The sequence below is a fragment of the Stenotrophomonas sp. 1L-E-5-B-C3 genome (assembly GCF_057292075.1).
Genome location: NZ_JBXAWS010000013.1, coordinates 63,490 through 80,793, shown reverse-complemented (window position 1 = coordinate 80,793; position 17,304 = coordinate 63,490). Strand labels below are relative to the sequence as shown.

The 17,304-nt window shown below is 66.0% G+C and carries 11 protein-coding genes and 1 pseudogene; 5 read left to right on the top strand and 7 right to left on the bottom strand.

All coding sequences use genetic code 11. From position 1 onward, the window contains the following. Window positions 1–304 precede the first annotated feature (304 nt). Complete coding sequence (locus AC0Z6F_RS16090; RefSeq protein WP_448122529.1) at window positions 305–1,189, bottom strand: OmpA family protein; 885 nt, start codon at window positions 1,187–1,189, stop codon at window positions 305–307. Continuing rightward, on the bottom strand, window positions 1,186–1,551 hold the full coding sequence (locus AC0Z6F_RS16085) for a DUF4398 domain-containing protein (protein ID WP_136638631.1): 366 nt from the start codon (window positions 1,549–1,551) through the stop codon (window positions 1,186–1,188). Before AC0Z6F_RS16085 ends, AC0Z6F_RS16090 begins: the two co-directional genes overlap by 4 nt. Window positions 1,552–1,672: 121 nt before the next feature. On the opposite strand from AC0Z6F_RS16085, the gene AC0Z6F_RS16080 reads away from it, so the two are divergent. Then, window positions 1,673–2,800: a PilT/PilU family type 4a pilus ATPase gene (locus AC0Z6F_RS16080; protein WP_012509960.1), complete on the top strand. Its 1,128-nt coding sequence runs from the start codon at window positions 1,673–1,675 to the stop codon at window positions 2,798–2,800. 77 nt (window positions 2,801–2,877) lie between these two features. On the opposite strand, the gene maiA is transcribed toward AC0Z6F_RS16080, so the two are convergent. Together maiA and AC0Z6F_RS16070 are read right to left on the bottom strand one after the other, a co-directional pair. Continuing rightward, complete coding sequence (gene maiA, locus AC0Z6F_RS16075; RefSeq protein WP_100433992.1) at window positions 2,878–3,546, bottom strand: maleylacetoacetate isomerase; 669 nt, start codon at window positions 3,544–3,546, stop codon at window positions 2,878–2,880. A 14-nt stretch (window positions 3,547–3,560) separates the two neighbouring features. Continuing rightward, the gene (locus AC0Z6F_RS16070) at window positions 3,561–4,550 is read right to left on the bottom strand and encodes a fumarylacetoacetate hydrolase family protein (RefSeq protein WP_448122528.1); all 990 of its coding nucleotides are present in this window, start codon (window positions 4,548–4,550) and stop codon (window positions 3,561–3,563) included. Window positions 4,551–5,205: 655 nt separating this feature from the next. Here AC0Z6F_RS16070 and AC0Z6F_RS16065 point away from each other — a divergent pair. Then, on the top strand, window positions 5,206–6,621 hold the full coding sequence (locus AC0Z6F_RS16065) for a DEAD/DEAH box helicase (RefSeq protein ID WP_448122527.1): 1,416 nt from the start codon (window positions 5,206–5,208) through the stop codon (window positions 6,619–6,621). 692 nt (window positions 6,622–7,313) lie between these two features. Continuing rightward, window positions 7,314–8,227: pseudogene (locus AC0Z6F_RS16060) on the top strand (IS110-like element ISStma8 family transposase). A gap of 175 nt (window positions 8,228–8,402) precedes the next feature. Here the strand turns inward: AC0Z6F_RS16060 and AC0Z6F_RS16055 are convergent. Both AC0Z6F_RS16055 and AC0Z6F_RS16050 read right to left on the bottom strand, forming a co-directional pair. Next, window positions 8,403–10,994 (bottom strand): M14 family zinc carboxypeptidase, encoded by a 2,592-nt coding sequence (locus AC0Z6F_RS16055; RefSeq protein ID WP_448122526.1) that lies wholly within the window; start codon window positions 10,992–10,994, stop codon window positions 8,403–8,405. 74 nt (window positions 10,995–11,068) lie between these two features. Beyond that, window positions 11,069–13,708 (bottom strand): TonB-dependent receptor plug domain-containing protein, encoded by a 2,640-nt coding sequence (locus tag AC0Z6F_RS16050; protein ID WP_448122525.1) that lies wholly within the window; start codon window positions 13,706–13,708, stop codon window positions 11,069–11,071. Between the two features lie 191 nt (window positions 13,709–13,899). Between AC0Z6F_RS16050 and queD the strand changes: the two genes are divergently transcribed. Together queD and AC0Z6F_RS16040 are read left to right on the top strand one after the other, a co-directional pair. Further along, window positions 13,900–14,262 (top strand): 6-carboxytetrahydropterin synthase QueD, encoded by a 363-nt coding sequence (queD, locus tag AC0Z6F_RS16045; protein ID WP_004141227.1) that lies wholly within the window; start codon window positions 13,900–13,902, stop codon window positions 14,260–14,262. A 116-nt stretch (window positions 14,263–14,378) separates the two neighbouring features. After that, window positions 14,379–14,726: a phasin family protein gene (locus AC0Z6F_RS16040; protein WP_100467765.1), complete on the top strand. Its 348-nt coding sequence runs from the start codon at window positions 14,379–14,381 to the stop codon at window positions 14,724–14,726. A gap of 447 nt (window positions 14,727–15,173) precedes the next feature. On the opposite strand, the gene asnB is transcribed toward AC0Z6F_RS16040, so the two are convergent. Further along, a complete protein-coding gene (gene asnB, locus AC0Z6F_RS16035; protein WP_065724751.1) occupies window positions 15,174–17,075 on the bottom strand; it encodes an asparagine synthase (glutamine-hydrolyzing) in 1,902 nt (633 codons plus the stop codon). Window positions 17,076–17,304: the final 229 nt, after the last annotated feature.

Here is a 17,304-nt window from a genome sequence, read left to right as displayed (position 1 = left end):
TACACGAACGCCCCGGCCGCAAGGCACGGGGCGTTGTTCATGGAGGAGCGCCGGTCGATGGCCACCTGGACGCCTGCAACGACCTGCGGCACTGGCCTGCGCACGTCGATCTGCTGCGGTTCGCGCCCTGTTTGCATCGGCCCGGCCCTCCCATCGTCCGGTCCGCGGCATTGCGTCCCGGACGATTGACCCTACGCCTGCTCAAGGCGGGGTACAAGACCCCTGCGGCAAAAAGACCGAACCCCGCCGGGGCGGGGTTCAGGCTGAATGCTCATCGCAACGAAAAACAAACAATATCAAGCAATTACGGGGCGATGATGACCTCGGCCGAGCGTGCCCGGGTGGACGCCGCCTTCTTGCCGCTGAGCTGGATCCGGTTGCTCGCGACACCCGCCGCGACCAGGGCATCGCGCAGGGCCTCGGCACGCTTCTGACCGACCCCGTTGGCGCTGTCATAGGCCTCGATGCGCAGGCGGCCCTTCTTGCCGATGTTCAGGTACTCGGCCAGTGCCTTGGCCTGGCTGCGGGCACCACTGGACAGGCTGGAGGCACCGGCGGCGAAGGCGTCACCATTGAAGGTGAACACCTCACCGCGGCCGTCGAACTTCGAGCCCGGCAGCTTCTGCCCGGACACCAGCTCGGCTTCCTCGCGGGCCAGTTTGGCAGCGTTCTGCTGCGCGGCGCTGAGGCGCTGTTGCTGCTTGCCAGCCACGCTGGTCAGGGCATTCTCGGCATCCTGGCGGGCCAGCGTCTCGGCCTCGGCGGCCTGACGCAGGCGCTCTGCCTCCTCGGCCTGCATCTGCGCCTGCATGCGCAGCTGCTCGGCTTCCTGGCGGGCACGGGCGGCATCGCGGCGGCTGGCCTCGATCAGCAGGTCGCTGCGGGTACGCTCGAGACGGTCGACCTCACGCGCGGCCAGTGCGGTACGCACGGCGGTCTCGGCGATCTCGACGCGGCGCTCGGCCAGGTAGGTGGCCAGTTCCTGGTCGCGGCGCTTGGCCTTGTCCAGGGTGGCGATGGCCTGCTGCGCCTGCATGCGCTCGAAAGCGCCCAGCTCAGCCGTGTCGGGATTGGCCTGGATGGACATCAGGCGCTGGCTCAGCTGCGCCACCATCGGATTGTCGGCGGCCACGGCCAGGGTCGGCAGCGCCAGCAGCGCGGCCAGGGTTGCGGCGGTCATCGGCTTCACCGGCGGTCCTCCCCGGTCGACAGCTGGCGTTGCAGCTGGTTGACCTCGTTGCGGCGCAGCTGCAGCTGCGCGGTGGCGGTGGCTTCCTCGCTGCGGACGCGGGCCAGGTCGGCATCGGCGGCGGCGCGCAGGGCCATCGCCGGGGCGTTCTTGCGCTCGCGGCGGTCGCCGGCGGCGCGCTGGGCCTGCTCCAGCCCCTGCCGGGCCAGCCCGATCAGATCCGGAGCGTACTGGTCGGCATCGGCCTGGGTGGCCTTGTCGACCGCCTGCCGGGCCTGCGCCAGTTCCAGTGCGGCGTCCTGCGCCCAAGCGGGGGCAGACAGTGCGAATGCAAACGCCATCACATACAGGCCATGGCGCATTCGTGCGAAGCTAAGTCGTTTCATTGGGGAGGCCGTACCGGTTGTCGGTTCACGGCCATTGTCGTCAAGCCGACACCGTGCTGGCAACGGGCGTCGACCGTTTCGTTGGGGAAAATTCGCAATGGATATCGGCTACTTCCTGAAGCTGATGACCGAAAAGAACGCTTCGGACATGTTTCTGACCACCGGGGCACCGGTCTACATCAAGATCGAGGGGAAGCTCTATCCGCTGGGCAATACTGGCCTGCCGCCGGGCATGGTCAAGAAGATCGCCTACTCGCTGATGGACGAAGGCCAGGTGCCGCAGTTCGAGCGCGAGCTGGAGCTGAACATGGCCATCGCCCTGCCTGATGCGGGGCGCTTCCGGGTCAATGTATTCAAGCAGCGCGGCGAAGTCGGCATGGTCATTCGCGCCATCCGCAGCCGCATCCCGAGCATTGAAGAGCTGAACCTGCCGCAGGTGCTGAAGGACGTCATCATGACCCCGCGCGGGCTGGTGCTGGTGGTGGGGTCCACCGGTTCCGGCAAATCCACCTCGCTGGCGTCGATGATCGACCACCGCAACAGCACTACCACCGGCCACATCCTCACCATCGAGGACCCGATCGAGTACCTGCACAAGCACAAGATGTCGATCGTCAACCAGCGCGAGGTCGGGCTGGACACCCATGCCTTCCACAACGCGCTGAAGAATGCGATGCGCGAGGCGCCGGACGTGATCCTGATCGGCGAGATCCTGGACGCGGAAACTATGGAGGCGGCGATCGCCTTCGCCGAGACCGGTCACCTGTGCCTGGCCACCCTGCACTCCAACAATGCCGACCAGACCATCGAGCGCATCCTCAACTTCTTCCCGGAAAGCGCGCACAAGAACGTGCTGATGAACCTCGCGCTGAACCTGCGTGCGGTGGTCAGCCAGCGCCTGGTGAAGAACAAGGAAGGCCGCCGGCTGCCAGCCACCGAGGTCCTGATCAATACGCCGATGATCCGCGACCTGCTGCGCCGCGGCCAGGTGCACGAGATCAAGGCCGCGATGGAAGGCTCGCTGGAAGAAGGCATGGAGAGCTTCGACCAGTGCCTGTTCCGGCTGGCCAAGGCCGGCACCATCGAGCAGGAGGAAGCGTTGCGCGCGGCCGACTCACGCGATGGCCTGGCCCTGAAGTTCCGCCTGTCTGAAGGCAGCAGCGGCGAGCACGACCCGTACGCCGATTTCTCGGCCGGTGCGCCCAGCATCACCCACGGCTTCTGACCACACGAAAAAAGGGGACGGAGGGGATTAAGTCGTAAGTGCACATGCGACTTAATCCCCTCCGTCCCCTTATTCTTTCAGGCGGCGTCGAGCTGATTTTCCGGGCGTGCGCGGTCGAAGGCGTCCAGTGCCTGGCATGCCGCTTCGAGGCGGCGCAGTGTCGGGTACGGCGTCAGGTCCAGGCCGAAGCGGTGCGCGTTGTACAGCTGCGGCAGCAGACAGATATCGGCCAGGCCCGGGCGGTCACCGTGGCAGAAGGTGCCGGTATCCCGGCTGTTGGCCAGCATTGCTTCCATCGCCGCAAAGCCTTCGGCGATCCAGTGCAGGGTCCATTGCATGCGGGCGTCGGCCGGAACCTGCAGGCTGCGCTCCAGGTACTGCATCACCCGCAGGTTGTTGATCGGGTGGATGTCGCAGGCCACCAGCTGGGCCAATGCTCGCACCCGCGCACGACCGGCAGCATCGGCTGGCAGCAGCGGCACCTGCGGGAAGCGCTCATCCAGGTACTCCAGGATCGCCAGCGACTGGGTCAGCGCATGCCCTTCATGCAGCAGGGTCGGCACCAGCTGCTGCGGATTGAGCGCGCGATAGGCGTCGAGATGCTGCTCGCCGCCTTCGCGCACCAGGTGCACCGGCCGGGCCTCCCAGGCCAGGCCCTTCAGCTCCAGGCCGATGCGCACGCGGTAGGCGGCGCTGGATCGCCAGTAGGTATACAGCGCGATGCCGTCGTCGACCGGGATCTCCATCGCCGCCTCCATGCTCAGGGCTTGGCCGCCTGTTCGATGCGCTGCTCGATCGCACCGAAGATGCTGTTTCCGGCGGCATCGAGCATCTCGATGCGGACCACGTCCCCGAACGACATGAACGGCGTACTCGGCTTGCCGTCGCGCAGGGTTTCGACCACGCGCTGCTCGGCGAAACAGGAGGCACCCTTGCTGGTGTCTTCGTTGGCGATGGTGCCCGAGCCAACGATGGTGCCGGCGCTGAGCGGACGGGTCTTGGCCGCGTGCGCGACCAGCTGGGCGAAGTTGAACTGCATGTCCACGCCCGCTTCCGGCGCACCGAACCACTGGCCGTTGATGTGGGTCAGCAGCGGCAGGTGCACCTTGCTGTCCTGCCAGGCGGCGCCCAGCTCATCGGGGGTGACGAACACCGGCGACAGCGCCGAACGCGGCTTGGACTGCAGGAAGCCGAAGCCCTTGGCCAGCTCGCCCGGAATCAGGTTACGCAGCGAGACATCGTTGACCAGGCCGACCAGCTGGATATGGCCCGCAGCCTGTTCCGGGGTAGCCGCCATCGGCACGTCGTCGGTGATCACCACGATCTCGGCTTCCAGGTCGATGCCGTAGTCCTCGCTGACCACCTTGACCGCGTCGCGCGGGCCATGGAAACCGGCGCTGGTGGCCTGGTACATCAGTGGGTCGGTGTAGAAGCTCTCCGGCACCTCGGCGCCACGGGCGCGGCGCACGCGCTCGACATGCGGCAGGTAGGCGCTGCCATCGACGAACTCATAGGCACGCGGCATCGGTGCGGCCAGCGCCTGCGGATCGAGGTCGAACACGCCATCGGCGTCGCCGGCGTTGAGCGATTCGTACAGGGCGTTCAGGCGCTGCGCGATGTGGCTCCAGTCCTCCAGGGCCTGCTGCAGGGTGGCGGCAATGCCGGTGGCGCGCACGCCGTGGCGCAGGTCACGCGAGACGACGATCAGGGTGCCGTCGCGGCCGCCTTCCTTCAAAGAACCAAGCTTCATGGGTGGGTGTCCGGAGTCATGGGCAAACAAGTTTCAAGTGTAATCAAATATGCGGCGGCGCCAAGCTGCAGCGCCGCATCGGCCCACCCTACCTTAGTGGGGGGTTCGGCAGGGCTTGCAGCCCTGCACCTGCTTCAAGCCAGGGCAACGTCAACAGCAACAGCCGGCTCTGGGTTGTCTGTGAGCTGGGCGGGTCCGGTTGCGGGGGCGTGAGCCGCATGGATGCGGCGACCGAGCTTACATGGACGTACTTGCAGCGCCCCCCGCAACCGGACCCACCCCGCCATCCCTCAGGAAACCGGCTTTTGACGTTGACGTTGACGTTGCTTCGGCCTCTGCGGGTGCAGGGCGCAGCCCTGCAGACAGAACCCCCTACCTGAACAGGCCGTTTTGCGCGGGGTCTCAACCATCGGTTAGACTAGGCGGGTCTGCAGCGGCCGTCCGTTTCCCTCCGGGATCGCCGGCGACCAGGGTCCGCCCTGATTGCCCGCCCCCACTCCGACGCCGTTCGTCACGCATTCCAGCCTGCGCTCCGTGCCGGCTGCACCCAATTCTCGCAGCGCGGTTCACGGGAACGCTCCGAGTCAGCCGATCAGTTTGATCTGCCCCCGTCTGTCCGTTCGGACAGGCGTTTCTTGTACTTGGAGCAATCTCAATGTCTTTTGAATCCCTGGGCCTTGCGCCCTTCCTGCTGCGTGCGCTTGCCGAGCAGGGCTATGAAACCCCGACCCCGATCCAGCGGCAGGCGATCCCGCTGGTGCTGGCCGGCCGCGACCTGCTGGCCGGCGCGCAGACCGGTACCGGCAAGACCGCCGCCTTTGGCCTGCCGCTGCTGCAGCACCTGGGCACCGCCTCGCAGGAAGTGCGTACCGGCCCGCGCAAGCCGCGTGCCCTGATCCTGGCCCCGACCCGCGAGCTGGCCACCCAGGTGCATGACAGCCTGCGCGGTTACAGCAAGTACCTGCGCATTCCCAGCGCCTGCATCTACGGCGGCGTCGGCATGGGCAACCAGCTAGACATCCTGCGCCGTGGCGTGGACCTGCTGGTGGCCTGCCCGGGCCGCCTGATCGACCACCTGGAGCGTCGCAGCATCGACCTGTCCGGCATTGAACTGCTGGTGCTGGACGAAGCCGACCGCATGCTCGACATGGGCTTCCTGCCCTCGATCAAGCGCATCCTGGCCAAGCTGCCCAAGCAGAACCGCCAGACTCTGCTGTTCTCGGCCACCTTCGAGGACAACATCCGCCAGCTGGCGCTGGAATTCATGCGCAACCCGGAGCAGATCCAGGTCACGCCGAAGAACACCGTCGCCGAAACCATCACCCATCGCGTGCACCCGGTCGATGGCGGCCGCAAGCGCGACCTGCTGCTGCACCTGCTGGCGCAGGACAGCCGCGAGCAGACCCTGGTGTTTGCCCGCACCAAGCACGGCAGCGACAAGCTGGCCGCGTTCCTGGAAAAGTCCGGCATCAAGACCGCCGCGATCCACGGCAACAAGAGCCAGGGCCAGCGCCTGCGTGCACTGGGCGATTTCAAGGCCGGCCGGGTGACCGTGCTGGTGGCTACCGATATCGCTGCGCGCGGTATCGACATCAACGAGCTGCCGAAGGTGATCAACTTCGACCTGCCGATGGTGGCCGAAGACTACGTGCACCGCATCGGCCGTACCGGCCGCAACGGCGCCACCGGCCAGGCAATCTCGCTGGTCGCGCAGGATGAAGTGAAGCTGCTGCGTGCGATCACCCGCCTGCTCGGCCGCGACATGGACATCCGCGATGTGCCGGGCTTCGAGCTGCAGGTGCCGATCCGCTGGGGCAACAGTGCACCGGGCAAGGCCGAGCACGAAACCGGTGAGCGCGCACCGCGCAAGAACCACGCGCGCCGTCCGCACGGCGATGCACCGCGTCACGCGCATGCCGGCCCGAAGAAGGCTGGCGGTGGTCGTCGTGAGGGCGGTGGCAATGGCCAGCAGCGTGCCGGTGCAGGCGCCGGTCAGGGCCAGCGTCGTGGCGGTGCTGGCAATGGTGGTGGCCGTGGCCGCGGCCAGGGTGGCGGCGGTCGCGCCAGCTGATCCCAGCTGACATGGATGGCGCTTCCCGCTGCGCGGGGGGCTATCGAGGGACGGCGCTGAGGCGCCGTCCTTTTTTTATGCTGGCTATCCGTGTTTAGAGGCTCGCGGTTGGTTTTACGGGGGCGCTGGGGAGCGGGGGCGGCGCAAAACACGCCGTAAACCCATCCATGGGGGCTCGGTCGGCGCATCCATGCGCCTCACGGTTTTGCGCCGCCCCCGCTCCCCAACGCTTCAGACATCTCCAGCGCCTTCCTTCTCCCGCGGGGTAGCCGGAGGAAGAAGAATCAAATTCAAATTCAAATTCAAATTCAAATTCAAATTCAAGAGCAAAAGCCGAAGCCGCTGCTTCCGCTTTTGCTTTTGCTTTTGCTTTTGCTTTTGCCCCCGCCCTGGGTTTGATGCGTCCGCGCCCGCGGGAAACTGTCTGGGGAGGACGGATGGGTTGCGCAGGACCGCAGGCGCCATGGATGGCGCCTACGAGCCTTATCTGATCGGAATCTGGCAGCGTAGGTGCCGAGAGCCGGCGTGGGCCGCCGTACAAGCCTGGATCTCGACGATCGCCATGTAGCTTGGCGCCCACGCCGGAATCTCCCTTGATCCGCCCAAACAGTTGCTGGAGCTGACACTCGCAGTGATAAGACTGGGCAAGCGGGGGGAGCTCTCGACCCTTCCAGACTATACGGAGTCGGATGATGAACGGGATCGGGATTGATGTCAGTAAGCGCCAGCTGGATATCGGTACGACGGACGGAGAAACCCTGCAGGTCAGCAACAACCGCTCCGGGTTTTCTGAATTGGATGTTTGGCTGAAGAAGCGTCCGACCAGCCAGATCGTGCTTGAAGCCACAGGTGGCTATGAGCAGCCGGTGCTGGATTTCCTGCACAAGGTCGGTCATCCGGTGGCCCGTGCCAATGCCTTGCGCGCCCGGAAACTGGCTCAGGGGTTGGGTCAGATTGCCAAAACCGACCGTTTGGATGCCTACGCGTTGGCGCAGATGGCCGCCCTGGTGAAGCTACCTCCCTATCAGCCGCTGCAGCCTTGGCAGCAGAAGATGCGGGAGTTCGTTCGGGCACGTCGGCAGGCGATGGACGCCTTGACCATCGCGCGCAGCAGCAGGAAATGGTGCTTGATCGTGAACTGCGCCGACTACTGCAGGGCAACATCACCCGCCTACAAACGATGGTTGAGCGTCTGGGCAAGCAGATCGCCGAGCAGGTTGGTCAGCAACCTCAACTGAAGACGCTGAAGTCAATGAAGGGCGTAGGGCCTGCGCTGCAGGCAGTTCTAGCCAGCTATCTGCCAGAGCTTGGCAGGATCACTGGCAAGCGCATCGCCAGCCTGGTCGGGGTAGCTCCGATGTCCCACGACAGCGGCACGATGAGAGGAAAACGAAGCATCCACGGTGGAAGAGCCGAAATCCGGCAAGTGCTCTACATGGCGGCAATGTCGGCCATGCGGCATGAACCTCGGTTACGCGACTTTTACCAGTCGCTACGAGCCCGCGGCAAGGAAGGCAAGGTGGCCATCGTGGCAGTGATGCGGAAGATGCTGGTCATCCTCAACGCCCGTGTCCGCGACGCTGAAAGCGGACTAGTCCCTGCCTGAGGCGAGCCAGGGCGAAAGACCAAAGGCTGCCGGCCAGCGGCCGGCACTACCGTGCCCGTTTACCTGAAGGGCACGAGCCTCCCATCAACACAGTTGCTACAAGGACGTACTTGCGGCGTGTCCTGCGCGGCCCATCCGTCCTCCCACCCCCAGCATCAACAAGGCGCGAAACGCCTCAACCCCGCGCCTTATCCGGATTCACCAGATTCCCGAAGAAGATCGCGTTGATCAGCAGCCGGTCCGTCCCGTGCCAGTACTTGCGGTGCGCCGGATCATCCGCAAACAACACCACGTTGCCCTGCCCCTGCGCCGAAACCAGCAGCCACGCACTGCCGGCCACCCGCGCGCGGTTGCGCTCGGACAGATAGCCGTTCACCCGCGGCGTGGCATCGATGCGCACCACCGTGGAGAACGGGTTCGCGCTCGGCTGCAGCGTCACCGTGTTTTCCTTGTTGATCGCCAGCTGCCGGCGCGGCACGCCGAAGGCCAGCGGATGGCTGGTATCCACATCAGCGCTGAGGATGTTGCCGCTGACCCGTTCAATGGCAGCGATATCGCGCTGGTCGCCAAACGCGCGGCGGCTCTCGTCAGCACCCTCTTCGTCCTTGCCAAGCTTCTCGCCGTCGGCCAGCTTCTGTTCGATTGCCCACTTCGAGGCACTGCCGTAGGTCACCAGCGAACCTCCGGCCTGCACCCAGCGCTTCAGGGCGGCCATTGCCGTTGCGTCAACGCCGGTATAGGTTCCGCCGGACAACACGATGGTGGTGTAACGGTCCAGCGGCACTTTGCCCAGCTGCTGCGGATCCAGCTTGCTGGCCGGCAGGTGCAGCTGCTGATCGAGCAGGAACCAGGCCGAACCGATTTCGGTGGCGGCCACACCCTCGCCCATCACCAGCGCGACGGCGGGCTTGCGCAGCGCCTTGACACCGTCACTGCCGAGGTCGATGCCCTCGCGACTGCGGCCGCTCGCCAGCGAGTGCAGCTGCACACCGGCGTCGTGTGCTGCGGCGGTCACCGCCTCAAGCAACGCCGCACCCTGCAACGGTTGACCGGCGACCGGAATCACCAGGCTGCCGGCAGCGAAGTTGACCTCGCCCTGTGCGGTCGCAGTGGTGAACGACTGGAACGCCGCACGCGCGCTCAATCCCTTGTCCTGCAGCGCGGCCAACGCGCGCCCGGCGTTGTAGTCGCGCCAGTCGATGGCATAGGCGAACCCGGCCTGGCCACCCAGCACCGCGCCCTGCGCTGCCGGCACCGCAGTCACGCGTGCGCCGCCTTCGATACGGCTGCGGCTGCCGGCGAAGGCCACGCCATACGCCGGTGCGATCGCATAACTGGTGCTGCCGTAGAACACATCGCCCTTGATCGGCGGTGTCTCGGCAAAAATCGAATGCACCAGGCGGAACTGCGCCTGCTGTACCGGCACCACGTAGGCGCTGCCCGCTTCGAAGCGCTGCCCATCGACACTGACGGCACGATCCAGCGCGCGCACCTCGATGCGATGCAGCAGCAACAGTTCCAGCAGGCGCCGGGTCAATGCAGGGTCATGCGCATCACCGAACACGAAGCTCTTCACTGGCTGCTGCGCGGCCTGCTTCAGCGCGCTCTGGAAGAACTGTTTCTGCAGGTCGAACAGCCCGCTGCGCTCGCTCACTGCGCCGCGCACGGTACCCAGGCCGGTAGCGACCTGATTGCGGATGGTGAACGGGAAGGTCAACAGGCCGTTCACTGATTCCTGCACGCGGCCGCGTGAGCTGGCCTGTTCAACGGTGACGCCCACTGCACCATGGAAGTCCGGATAGGTGGAGCCGTAGACCGGCGAGAAGTTGTCGAAATTCTCGCCGGTGTAGTACAGCGAACCCAATGCATCCAATGCCTGCGCGTGGTACTTGGCCAGGGTCTTGTTGAACTCGTACGACGCCGGCGGAATCAGCGGGCTGTGCATGCTCTTCGGCGAGGGCTCGAAGTAGTAGGTGCTGTCCTTGCCCATCTCGTGGAAGTCGATCTGCACGTTCGGGTACCACTGGTGGAACACCTCCACCTTCGGCCGCGAATCCTGCTGGGTCAGGGCCAGCCAGTCGCGGTTGAGGTCGGTGAAGTAGTGGTTGGTGCGGCCCTGCGGGAACGGCTCGACGTGCTCCTTGTCGGCCGGGTCGGCCGAGGCTGGATCTGAGGCCCACGCGTTGTGCCAGTTGGCGGCGCGATCACGGCCATCCGGGTTCTGCGCCGGGTCGAACAGCACCACCGCCTGCTGCAGCCACTGCTGGGTTTCGGCGCTGCGGTTGGCCACCAGGTAGTACGCCGTCAACATCGCCGCCTCGGCACTGGAGGTCTCGTTGCCATGCACGCTGTAGCCCAGCCACACCACCACCGGGCTGTCACCGGCCGCACTGCGCGGCTGCGCCGGATCGGCCAGGGTCGCGTGCTGCTGGCGGATCTGTTCCAGCCGCGCATGATTGCCTGCAGCGGTGACGGTGGCGATCAGCAGCGGGCGGCCCTCATAGCTGCGGCCAATCTCGCGCACGCTGATCCTGTCCGAGCGTTTCGCCAGTTCCTGGAAGTACGCCACCAGCTGGTCGTGCCGGGTGTAACGGCTGCCGATCGGGTAGCCGAGGAACTTCTCGGGCGTGGGCACCGAGGCATCGAACGCCGCTGCGTCGCTGACCTGCGGGAAGAAGTAGGCGCTTTGCGCCTGCACCGGATGCGGCAGGAACAGTGCGGCGGCGGCGATCAGCAACGGAAGAACGGCACGGCGATGCAAGGACACGGTGACTCCCCTGGAACACAACGGCAGACGGTCGCGCGGCCGGTCCTCTCAGGTGACCGGCCGCGGCAGGTGGATCAGAAGCGGTAATCGAAGCCCAGCGTGAAGTAGCGGCCACGCAGGTCGTACTGGCTGAAGTCGTACGGCGCGCGGATGCCCGGGAACGAGGCGTCGTACGGTGGGGTCTTGTCGGCCAGGTTCTGCACCTTGGCGTACACGGTCAGCTTGTCGATGCCGGTGTAGGCCAGGTACAGGTCGTACTGGCTGTAGCTGCCGACCTGCTGCTGCACGGCCTTGGCAGCGGTGCTGGCTTCCTGGCGATAGCTGCTGGTGTAGTACCGGGTCACCGCTGCATTGAAATCACCGTACTTCCAGTCCAGCGTGGTGGTCGCCTTGTCCTTGGGCAGGGTCGCGCCCAGGTTGCTGCCGGCATAGTCCACCAGCGGCCCGCCGACCACGGTCGGGCGACGGTAATCGCGCACGTGGGTATAGGCCGAAGACACGGTGAAGTCACCGAACGCAGCGGTCGGGATGCGCTGGCGCAGCTCGACATCGATGCCCGAGGTCTTCAACTCGCTCAGGTTCTGGTAGCGGTTGTAGACCGCCTGCAGCTTGCCACGCTCATCGCGCTGCACGGCACCGGCCACGTTGTCGTTGACCAGGGTCTGGGTGTTGTTGGTACCGACCAGGTTGTCCAGCTGGATGCGGTAGTAGTCCACGCTCAGGTTGGTGTTGGCCCACGGCGACAGCACCACGCCGAAGTTCAGGCTCTTGGTCCGCTCCGGCTTCAATTCGTTGTTGCCAACGGTGAAGAAGGTCGGGTTCTGCCGCGAGCCCGGCACGTCCGGATCACGCGGATCGACCACGCTGCCGTAGGCGATGCTGGTGCTGTTGGAGTTTTCCGACAGCGACGGTGCACGGAAGCCCTTCGAGGCGGAGGCACGCACCAGCAGGAAGTCGAGCGGCTGCCAACGCAGGCCGATCTTCGGCGAGAACGCGTCGCCGAAATCATCGTAGTGATCGGCGCGCGCGGCGGCGGACAGCTCCAATGTCGAGGCCAGCGGTACGTTCACTTCGGCGTAGGCCGCACTGACCTGGCGCTTGCCGTGCACTTCGGCAATGGCCGGGCGCACCTGCAGGCCGGCATCGATCTGCCACGGGTTGTTGGAATCGAGCTTCTCGCGGCGCCACTCGGCACCGGCCGCGAAGCCGATCTCACCGGCCCAGGTATGGCCCAGGCTGCCGGAGATCTTCGCGTCGATGCCCTGCAGCTTGGACTCGGCCGGGCGCAGCGTGGCGATGTTGATCGAGTCACGCACCGACTGCGGCGTGGCGGCCGGGTTCAGCAGATTGTAACTTCCGGTGGCCAGCGCATCGGCCAGCGCCCAGCGGTTGGCGAAGCCACCGGAGACGCTCTCGCGCTCGCTGCTGCGCGCGCCGAACGCTGCGACTTCCCAGTCCCACTTCGCGGTGGTGCCACGCAGGCCGAACACGCCGCGGTAGGCCGTGGAGCGGTTGGTCTTGAGGGTGCCGCCCAGGTCGAAGAAGGTGTATTCGATCGGGATCGCACGGCCGTACGGGTTGTAAGGGTTGCTGGCCGGCAGCAGCGACGACACCGGTTCGGCCAGGCCACTGTCCGCGTTCAGTGCGAAGCGGCCGCTCTCCAGGGTGAAGAACGGGCTGCTGCCGAACCACGCGGTGCTCTTGATCTGGCTGTACAGCACTTCGCCGAAGGCTTCGACGTTGTCGTTCAGGCGGAAGGTACCGTTGGCATAGGCCTGGTAGCGCTTGGTCGAGGGAATCAGCGTGGTGAACGGCGCCTGGTTGAAGCCGCAGGTATCACCGGCCAGGCCATCGATCGGTGCGCTGGCGACGCGGGTAGTACCGGCCGGGCAGTTGCCGCTGGCATCGAGCATCGGCACCGACACACCGTTGACCAGATAGCGCGCGCCCTTGGCCGACCAGCCGTTCCAGCGGCCACCGGGCTTGTCGGTGTAGATGCCGCTCTTGGTCAGGTTGCGTTCGTCCTGGTCCAGGCGCTCGCGGTTGTACCCCTGCAGGCTGAAGAGGATGTTGTAACCATCGGTGTCGAGATCACCGAGGCCGCCGACGAACTTCAGGTTCTGCTCGTGCAGGCCGCCCTGGTCGGCGCCGCCGAAGCTGCCGCCGATCTCGGCGCCTTCGAAGTTCTGCCGGGTGATGATGTTGACCACGCCGGCCACCGCATCGGAGCCGTACACGGCCGAGGCGCCGTCCTTGAGTACTTCGATGCGCTCGACCGCGACCAGCGGCAATGCGTTGAGATCGACGAAGGTGTCGGACAGGCCACCGGCAGGGAAGCCATAGTTGGCCAGGCGGCGGCCGTTGAGCAGCACCAGCGTGTTCTTCTGCGACAGGCCGCGCAGGCCGATGCCGGCCGAGCCGGAGGCCCAGCCGTTGTTGGTGGTTTCGTTGCTGGCGTTGCCGGTGTTGGCCGAGATCGAACGCAGCACGTCGGCCACGGTGGCCTTGCCGGTCTGTTCCAGCTGTTGGCGACCAATCACCTGCACCGGGTTTGAGGCCTCGGTATCGGCACGTTTGATGTTGGAACCGGTAACGCGGACGGCAGCCAGGGTGCTGGCTTCGCCACTGGCGTCGGCGGAGGTTTCGGCGGCGGCGGACAAAGGCGCGGCCAGAGCGACGGCCAGGGCCGCCACGAGCAGGGTGTGCTTGGGCATGACGATGTGGGGGAGGTGTAAGGGCGACGAAGTTCCGCAGTAATCCATGCGTGGCCGGGGTCCGGCCAATAACATCTCTTCATACGGATATAAGAGAAATTATCATCTCTTCATCCGGATGGAAAGAATTTCTTCACCAAAGCCCAACATCCGCTCAGGATCGCTGCCCGCCGGCGGCGTACAATCGCGCCATGGAAATCTTCAAAGTCTTCATGCTCGAGGCGGCGCACCGCCTCCCCAACGTGCCGCCGGGGCACAAGTGCGCGCGCCTGCACGGCCACTCCTTCCGGGTGGAACTGAAGGTCGAGGGCGAGCCCGGCGCGCAGACCGGCTGGATCATGGATTTCGGCGACGTGAAGGCGGCCTTCCAGCCGATCTACGACCGCCTGGACCATCACTACCTCAATGACATCCCCGGCCTGGAGAACCCGACCAGCGAGAACCTGGCGGTGTGGATCTGGAACGAGCTCAAGCCCAGCCTGCCTGCATTGAGCGAGATCACCGTGCACGAAACCTGCACCTCCGGCTGTCGCTATCGCGGCCCGGCCATCTGATCAACCCGTTGATCTGAATGGTTTTTCAAAGGCGCCCATGGCGTCTTTGCTGTTTTTGTTGCATTGCCGCATCAAGAGCGTATGCTGCAATGCATCAAGTCACTTCCTGATGCCCCATGGCCGCCGCCTTCAGCGATCGCTTCAGTGATGCCACCCGCCAGCTCGCCGCCGCGGCAACGCGCGCGAACCGGTTGGCGTTGGAGAACGCGGAAAGCATGTTCGGCGTGCAACTGAAGGTGATGGAGCGCAACCTGACCGCGACCGGCGGCTGGCTGGGTGAACTGGCCCGCGGCGAAGATGCGGCCGGGACGCTCAACAAGGGCGCACAGCTGTGGCAGGACAACCTGCAACGGCTGGGCCAGGCCCAGCAGGACGTGGTCGGTCTCGGCCTGCAGGCCAGCAAGGCCTGGTCCGAACTGGTGCAGGGCTACAACCAATCAACGGCGGACGCGAGCAACCACTGACGCGACGCAACGCTCATTGCGTGGGTCCCTCCCCCCACGCAATCCGGACCCGGCAGATCCCTCCCTCTGCCGGGTCTTTTTTTGCCTGGCGTCTGGATTGAAGAGCGCTTCCTCGTCTGGATTCCCTGCGAGCTGATGGGCCCCGCCGAGGTGGGCAGGGGCCTGGGCAAATGTCCCCCGGCGCCGGCCGTTGGCCGTCACCTCCTCCTTTACTTTGCCCAGACCCCTGCCCACCCCGACGAGGCTCGGCTTACGGCAGGTAAAGCGCAGCGCTCGTGGTGCCTTTCAACGAGGTGCCGACGAACTCCGAACGCGGGGCGGATGCCCTTGCGTACGAAGTAAAGGGGGAGGTGACGGCCAACGGCCGGCGCCGGAGGACATTCGTACGCAAGGGCATCCGCCCCGCGCCACGCTGATTCAATCCGCTGCACGCAATGCAGAAACGGCTCAGCGCCCTCGACCACCGTGCCAGTGCTGGTGCCACGCCTGGAACATCAACACGTTCCACAGGTGCGTGTGCCACTTGCGCTCACCGCGCAGGAACGCCTCCCAGATGCCGCGCACGCGTACTGCATCGAAGCATCCCTGGTTGCGCAGCAGCTGCGGGTCCAGCAGTGCCTCGGCCCAGTCGCGCAGCGGGCCCGCCAACCAACGCGCCATCGGCGGACCGAAGCCGCGCTTGGGGCGGTACACCAGCGGTTCCGGCAGGTAGCGTGCCAGCAGGTGCTTGAGGATCCGCTTGTGCTCACCGTCGTGGTATTTCAAATGCTGCGGCAGGCGCCAGGCCAGGCGCACCACCTCCATGTCCAGCAGCGGCGCGCGGGTTTCCACGCCGGCCGCCATGCCGGCACGGTCGACCTTGGCGAGGATGCCCTCGGCCAAGTCCATGCGGAAATCCAGCAGCTGGATGCGCGCTTCGGCCGGCAGCGCGGTGTCCTGCTGCTGGAAGATCGTCATTGGTTCGCGCGCGCCCAGCACCACCTGTGCCGGCTGCCGCCAGCGGGTCACGCGCTGCAGGTAATGGCCTTCCACGTCGTTGGCGGCGACCTCGGCTACCAGCGCGCGCCAGCCACCAAGGCGCCCACGTTCGACGTTCATGCGGTTGCCGCTGCGCCGTGCCAGGTCGCGTACCCAGTCCGGCAGGCCACCACACAGGCGTGCGTTACGCAGTGCGCGGCCATAGCTGGGATGGCCGAAGAACAGCTCATCGCCACCATCACCGGTCAGCGCCACCGGCTTGCGTGCACCCAGAAGTTCGCTGGCCAACAGGGTCGGCAACTGCGAGGCGTCGGCGAACGGTTCGCACCAGACCTGCGGCAGGCGCTGCAGCAGGTCCAGGCCCTGGCGCGCGTCCATGCGGTGCAGGTGATGCTGCACGCCCAGGTGGCGTGCGACCTGCGTGGCCCAGTCGCTCTCATCGTGGCCCGGATCGTCGAAGCCCACCGTCCATGCCTCGATCGGCAGGGTCGATTGGGCCTGCATCATCGCGGTCACCAGCGACGAGTCGGTGCCGCCGGACAGGAACGCGCCGCAGGCCAGCGGCGAGTGCATGCGAGCGGCGATGGCCTTCTGCAACACCGCTTCCAGCTGGTCGGTGGCCTGTTCCAGGCTCGGCGCCGGCTGCAGCGGTTCCTGCAGCGCGCTGTGCATCGCCTCGCGCGCGCACCAGTAGCGCGACCCGCCCTGCGCAGCCTGGCTCGAGCCCCCGGCGGCATGGTCGTTGAGGTCGATGCGCAGCATCGCGCCGGCCACCAGCTTGTGGATGCCGCGGTAGATGGTGTGCGGCGCCGGGACATAGTCGTGGCGCAGCAGCAGGCTCAGCGCATCCTGGTCGATGCTCGGCGCAAAGCCGGCGAACGCCTGCAGCGCCTTCAGTTCGGAGGCGAACAGGAACTGGCCCTGGTACCAACCGTAGTACAGCGGCCGCTCGCCTACCGGGTCACGTGCCAGCCACAGCGCGCGCGACTCCCGGTCCCAGACACTGAAACCGAACGCGCCCTCGATACGCGACAGCGTCCGCTCCACGCCCCACTCGACAATCGCCTGCAGCAGCAGCCGTGCATCGCTGCAGCTGCGCGGCAGATCGCGCAGCTGCGACTGCAGGTCAGCCCGGTTGTACAGGCGACCGTCCAGGCACAGCACGTAACGGCCACAGTCCGAGCTCAGTGGCTGCAGCGGAGTGTCGGTCGGCGCCCGGCAGTGACCCAGCGCCAGGCCGGCCTCGGCGTCGGTCCAGTAACCGATGCGGCCACGGCCACGTTGCTGCAGGGCGCGCAGCATCGGCGCCAGCTGCTGCAGCAGGTGCTCGTCCTCGGCCGGCGGCAGCCAGGCGCCAACCACGCCGCTCATCGGATACCCCGGCAATGGCGGCGGTGGGACAGGTTCGGCAGGGAGAAGGCAGCGGGCGACATGAGGACGGCACGCGGAACGGAGGAGACTCCATGCTCGGCCCGCCCCCTGCCCCGCGTCAGTCGCTTTGCTGTCAGCGATGGTCACCGGACGTATCACGAAGGTAACGTTTTGTAACGGCAACAAGCTATGCTGGACGCCAAGTTGTTGCCGGGACTGAGACCCGGCC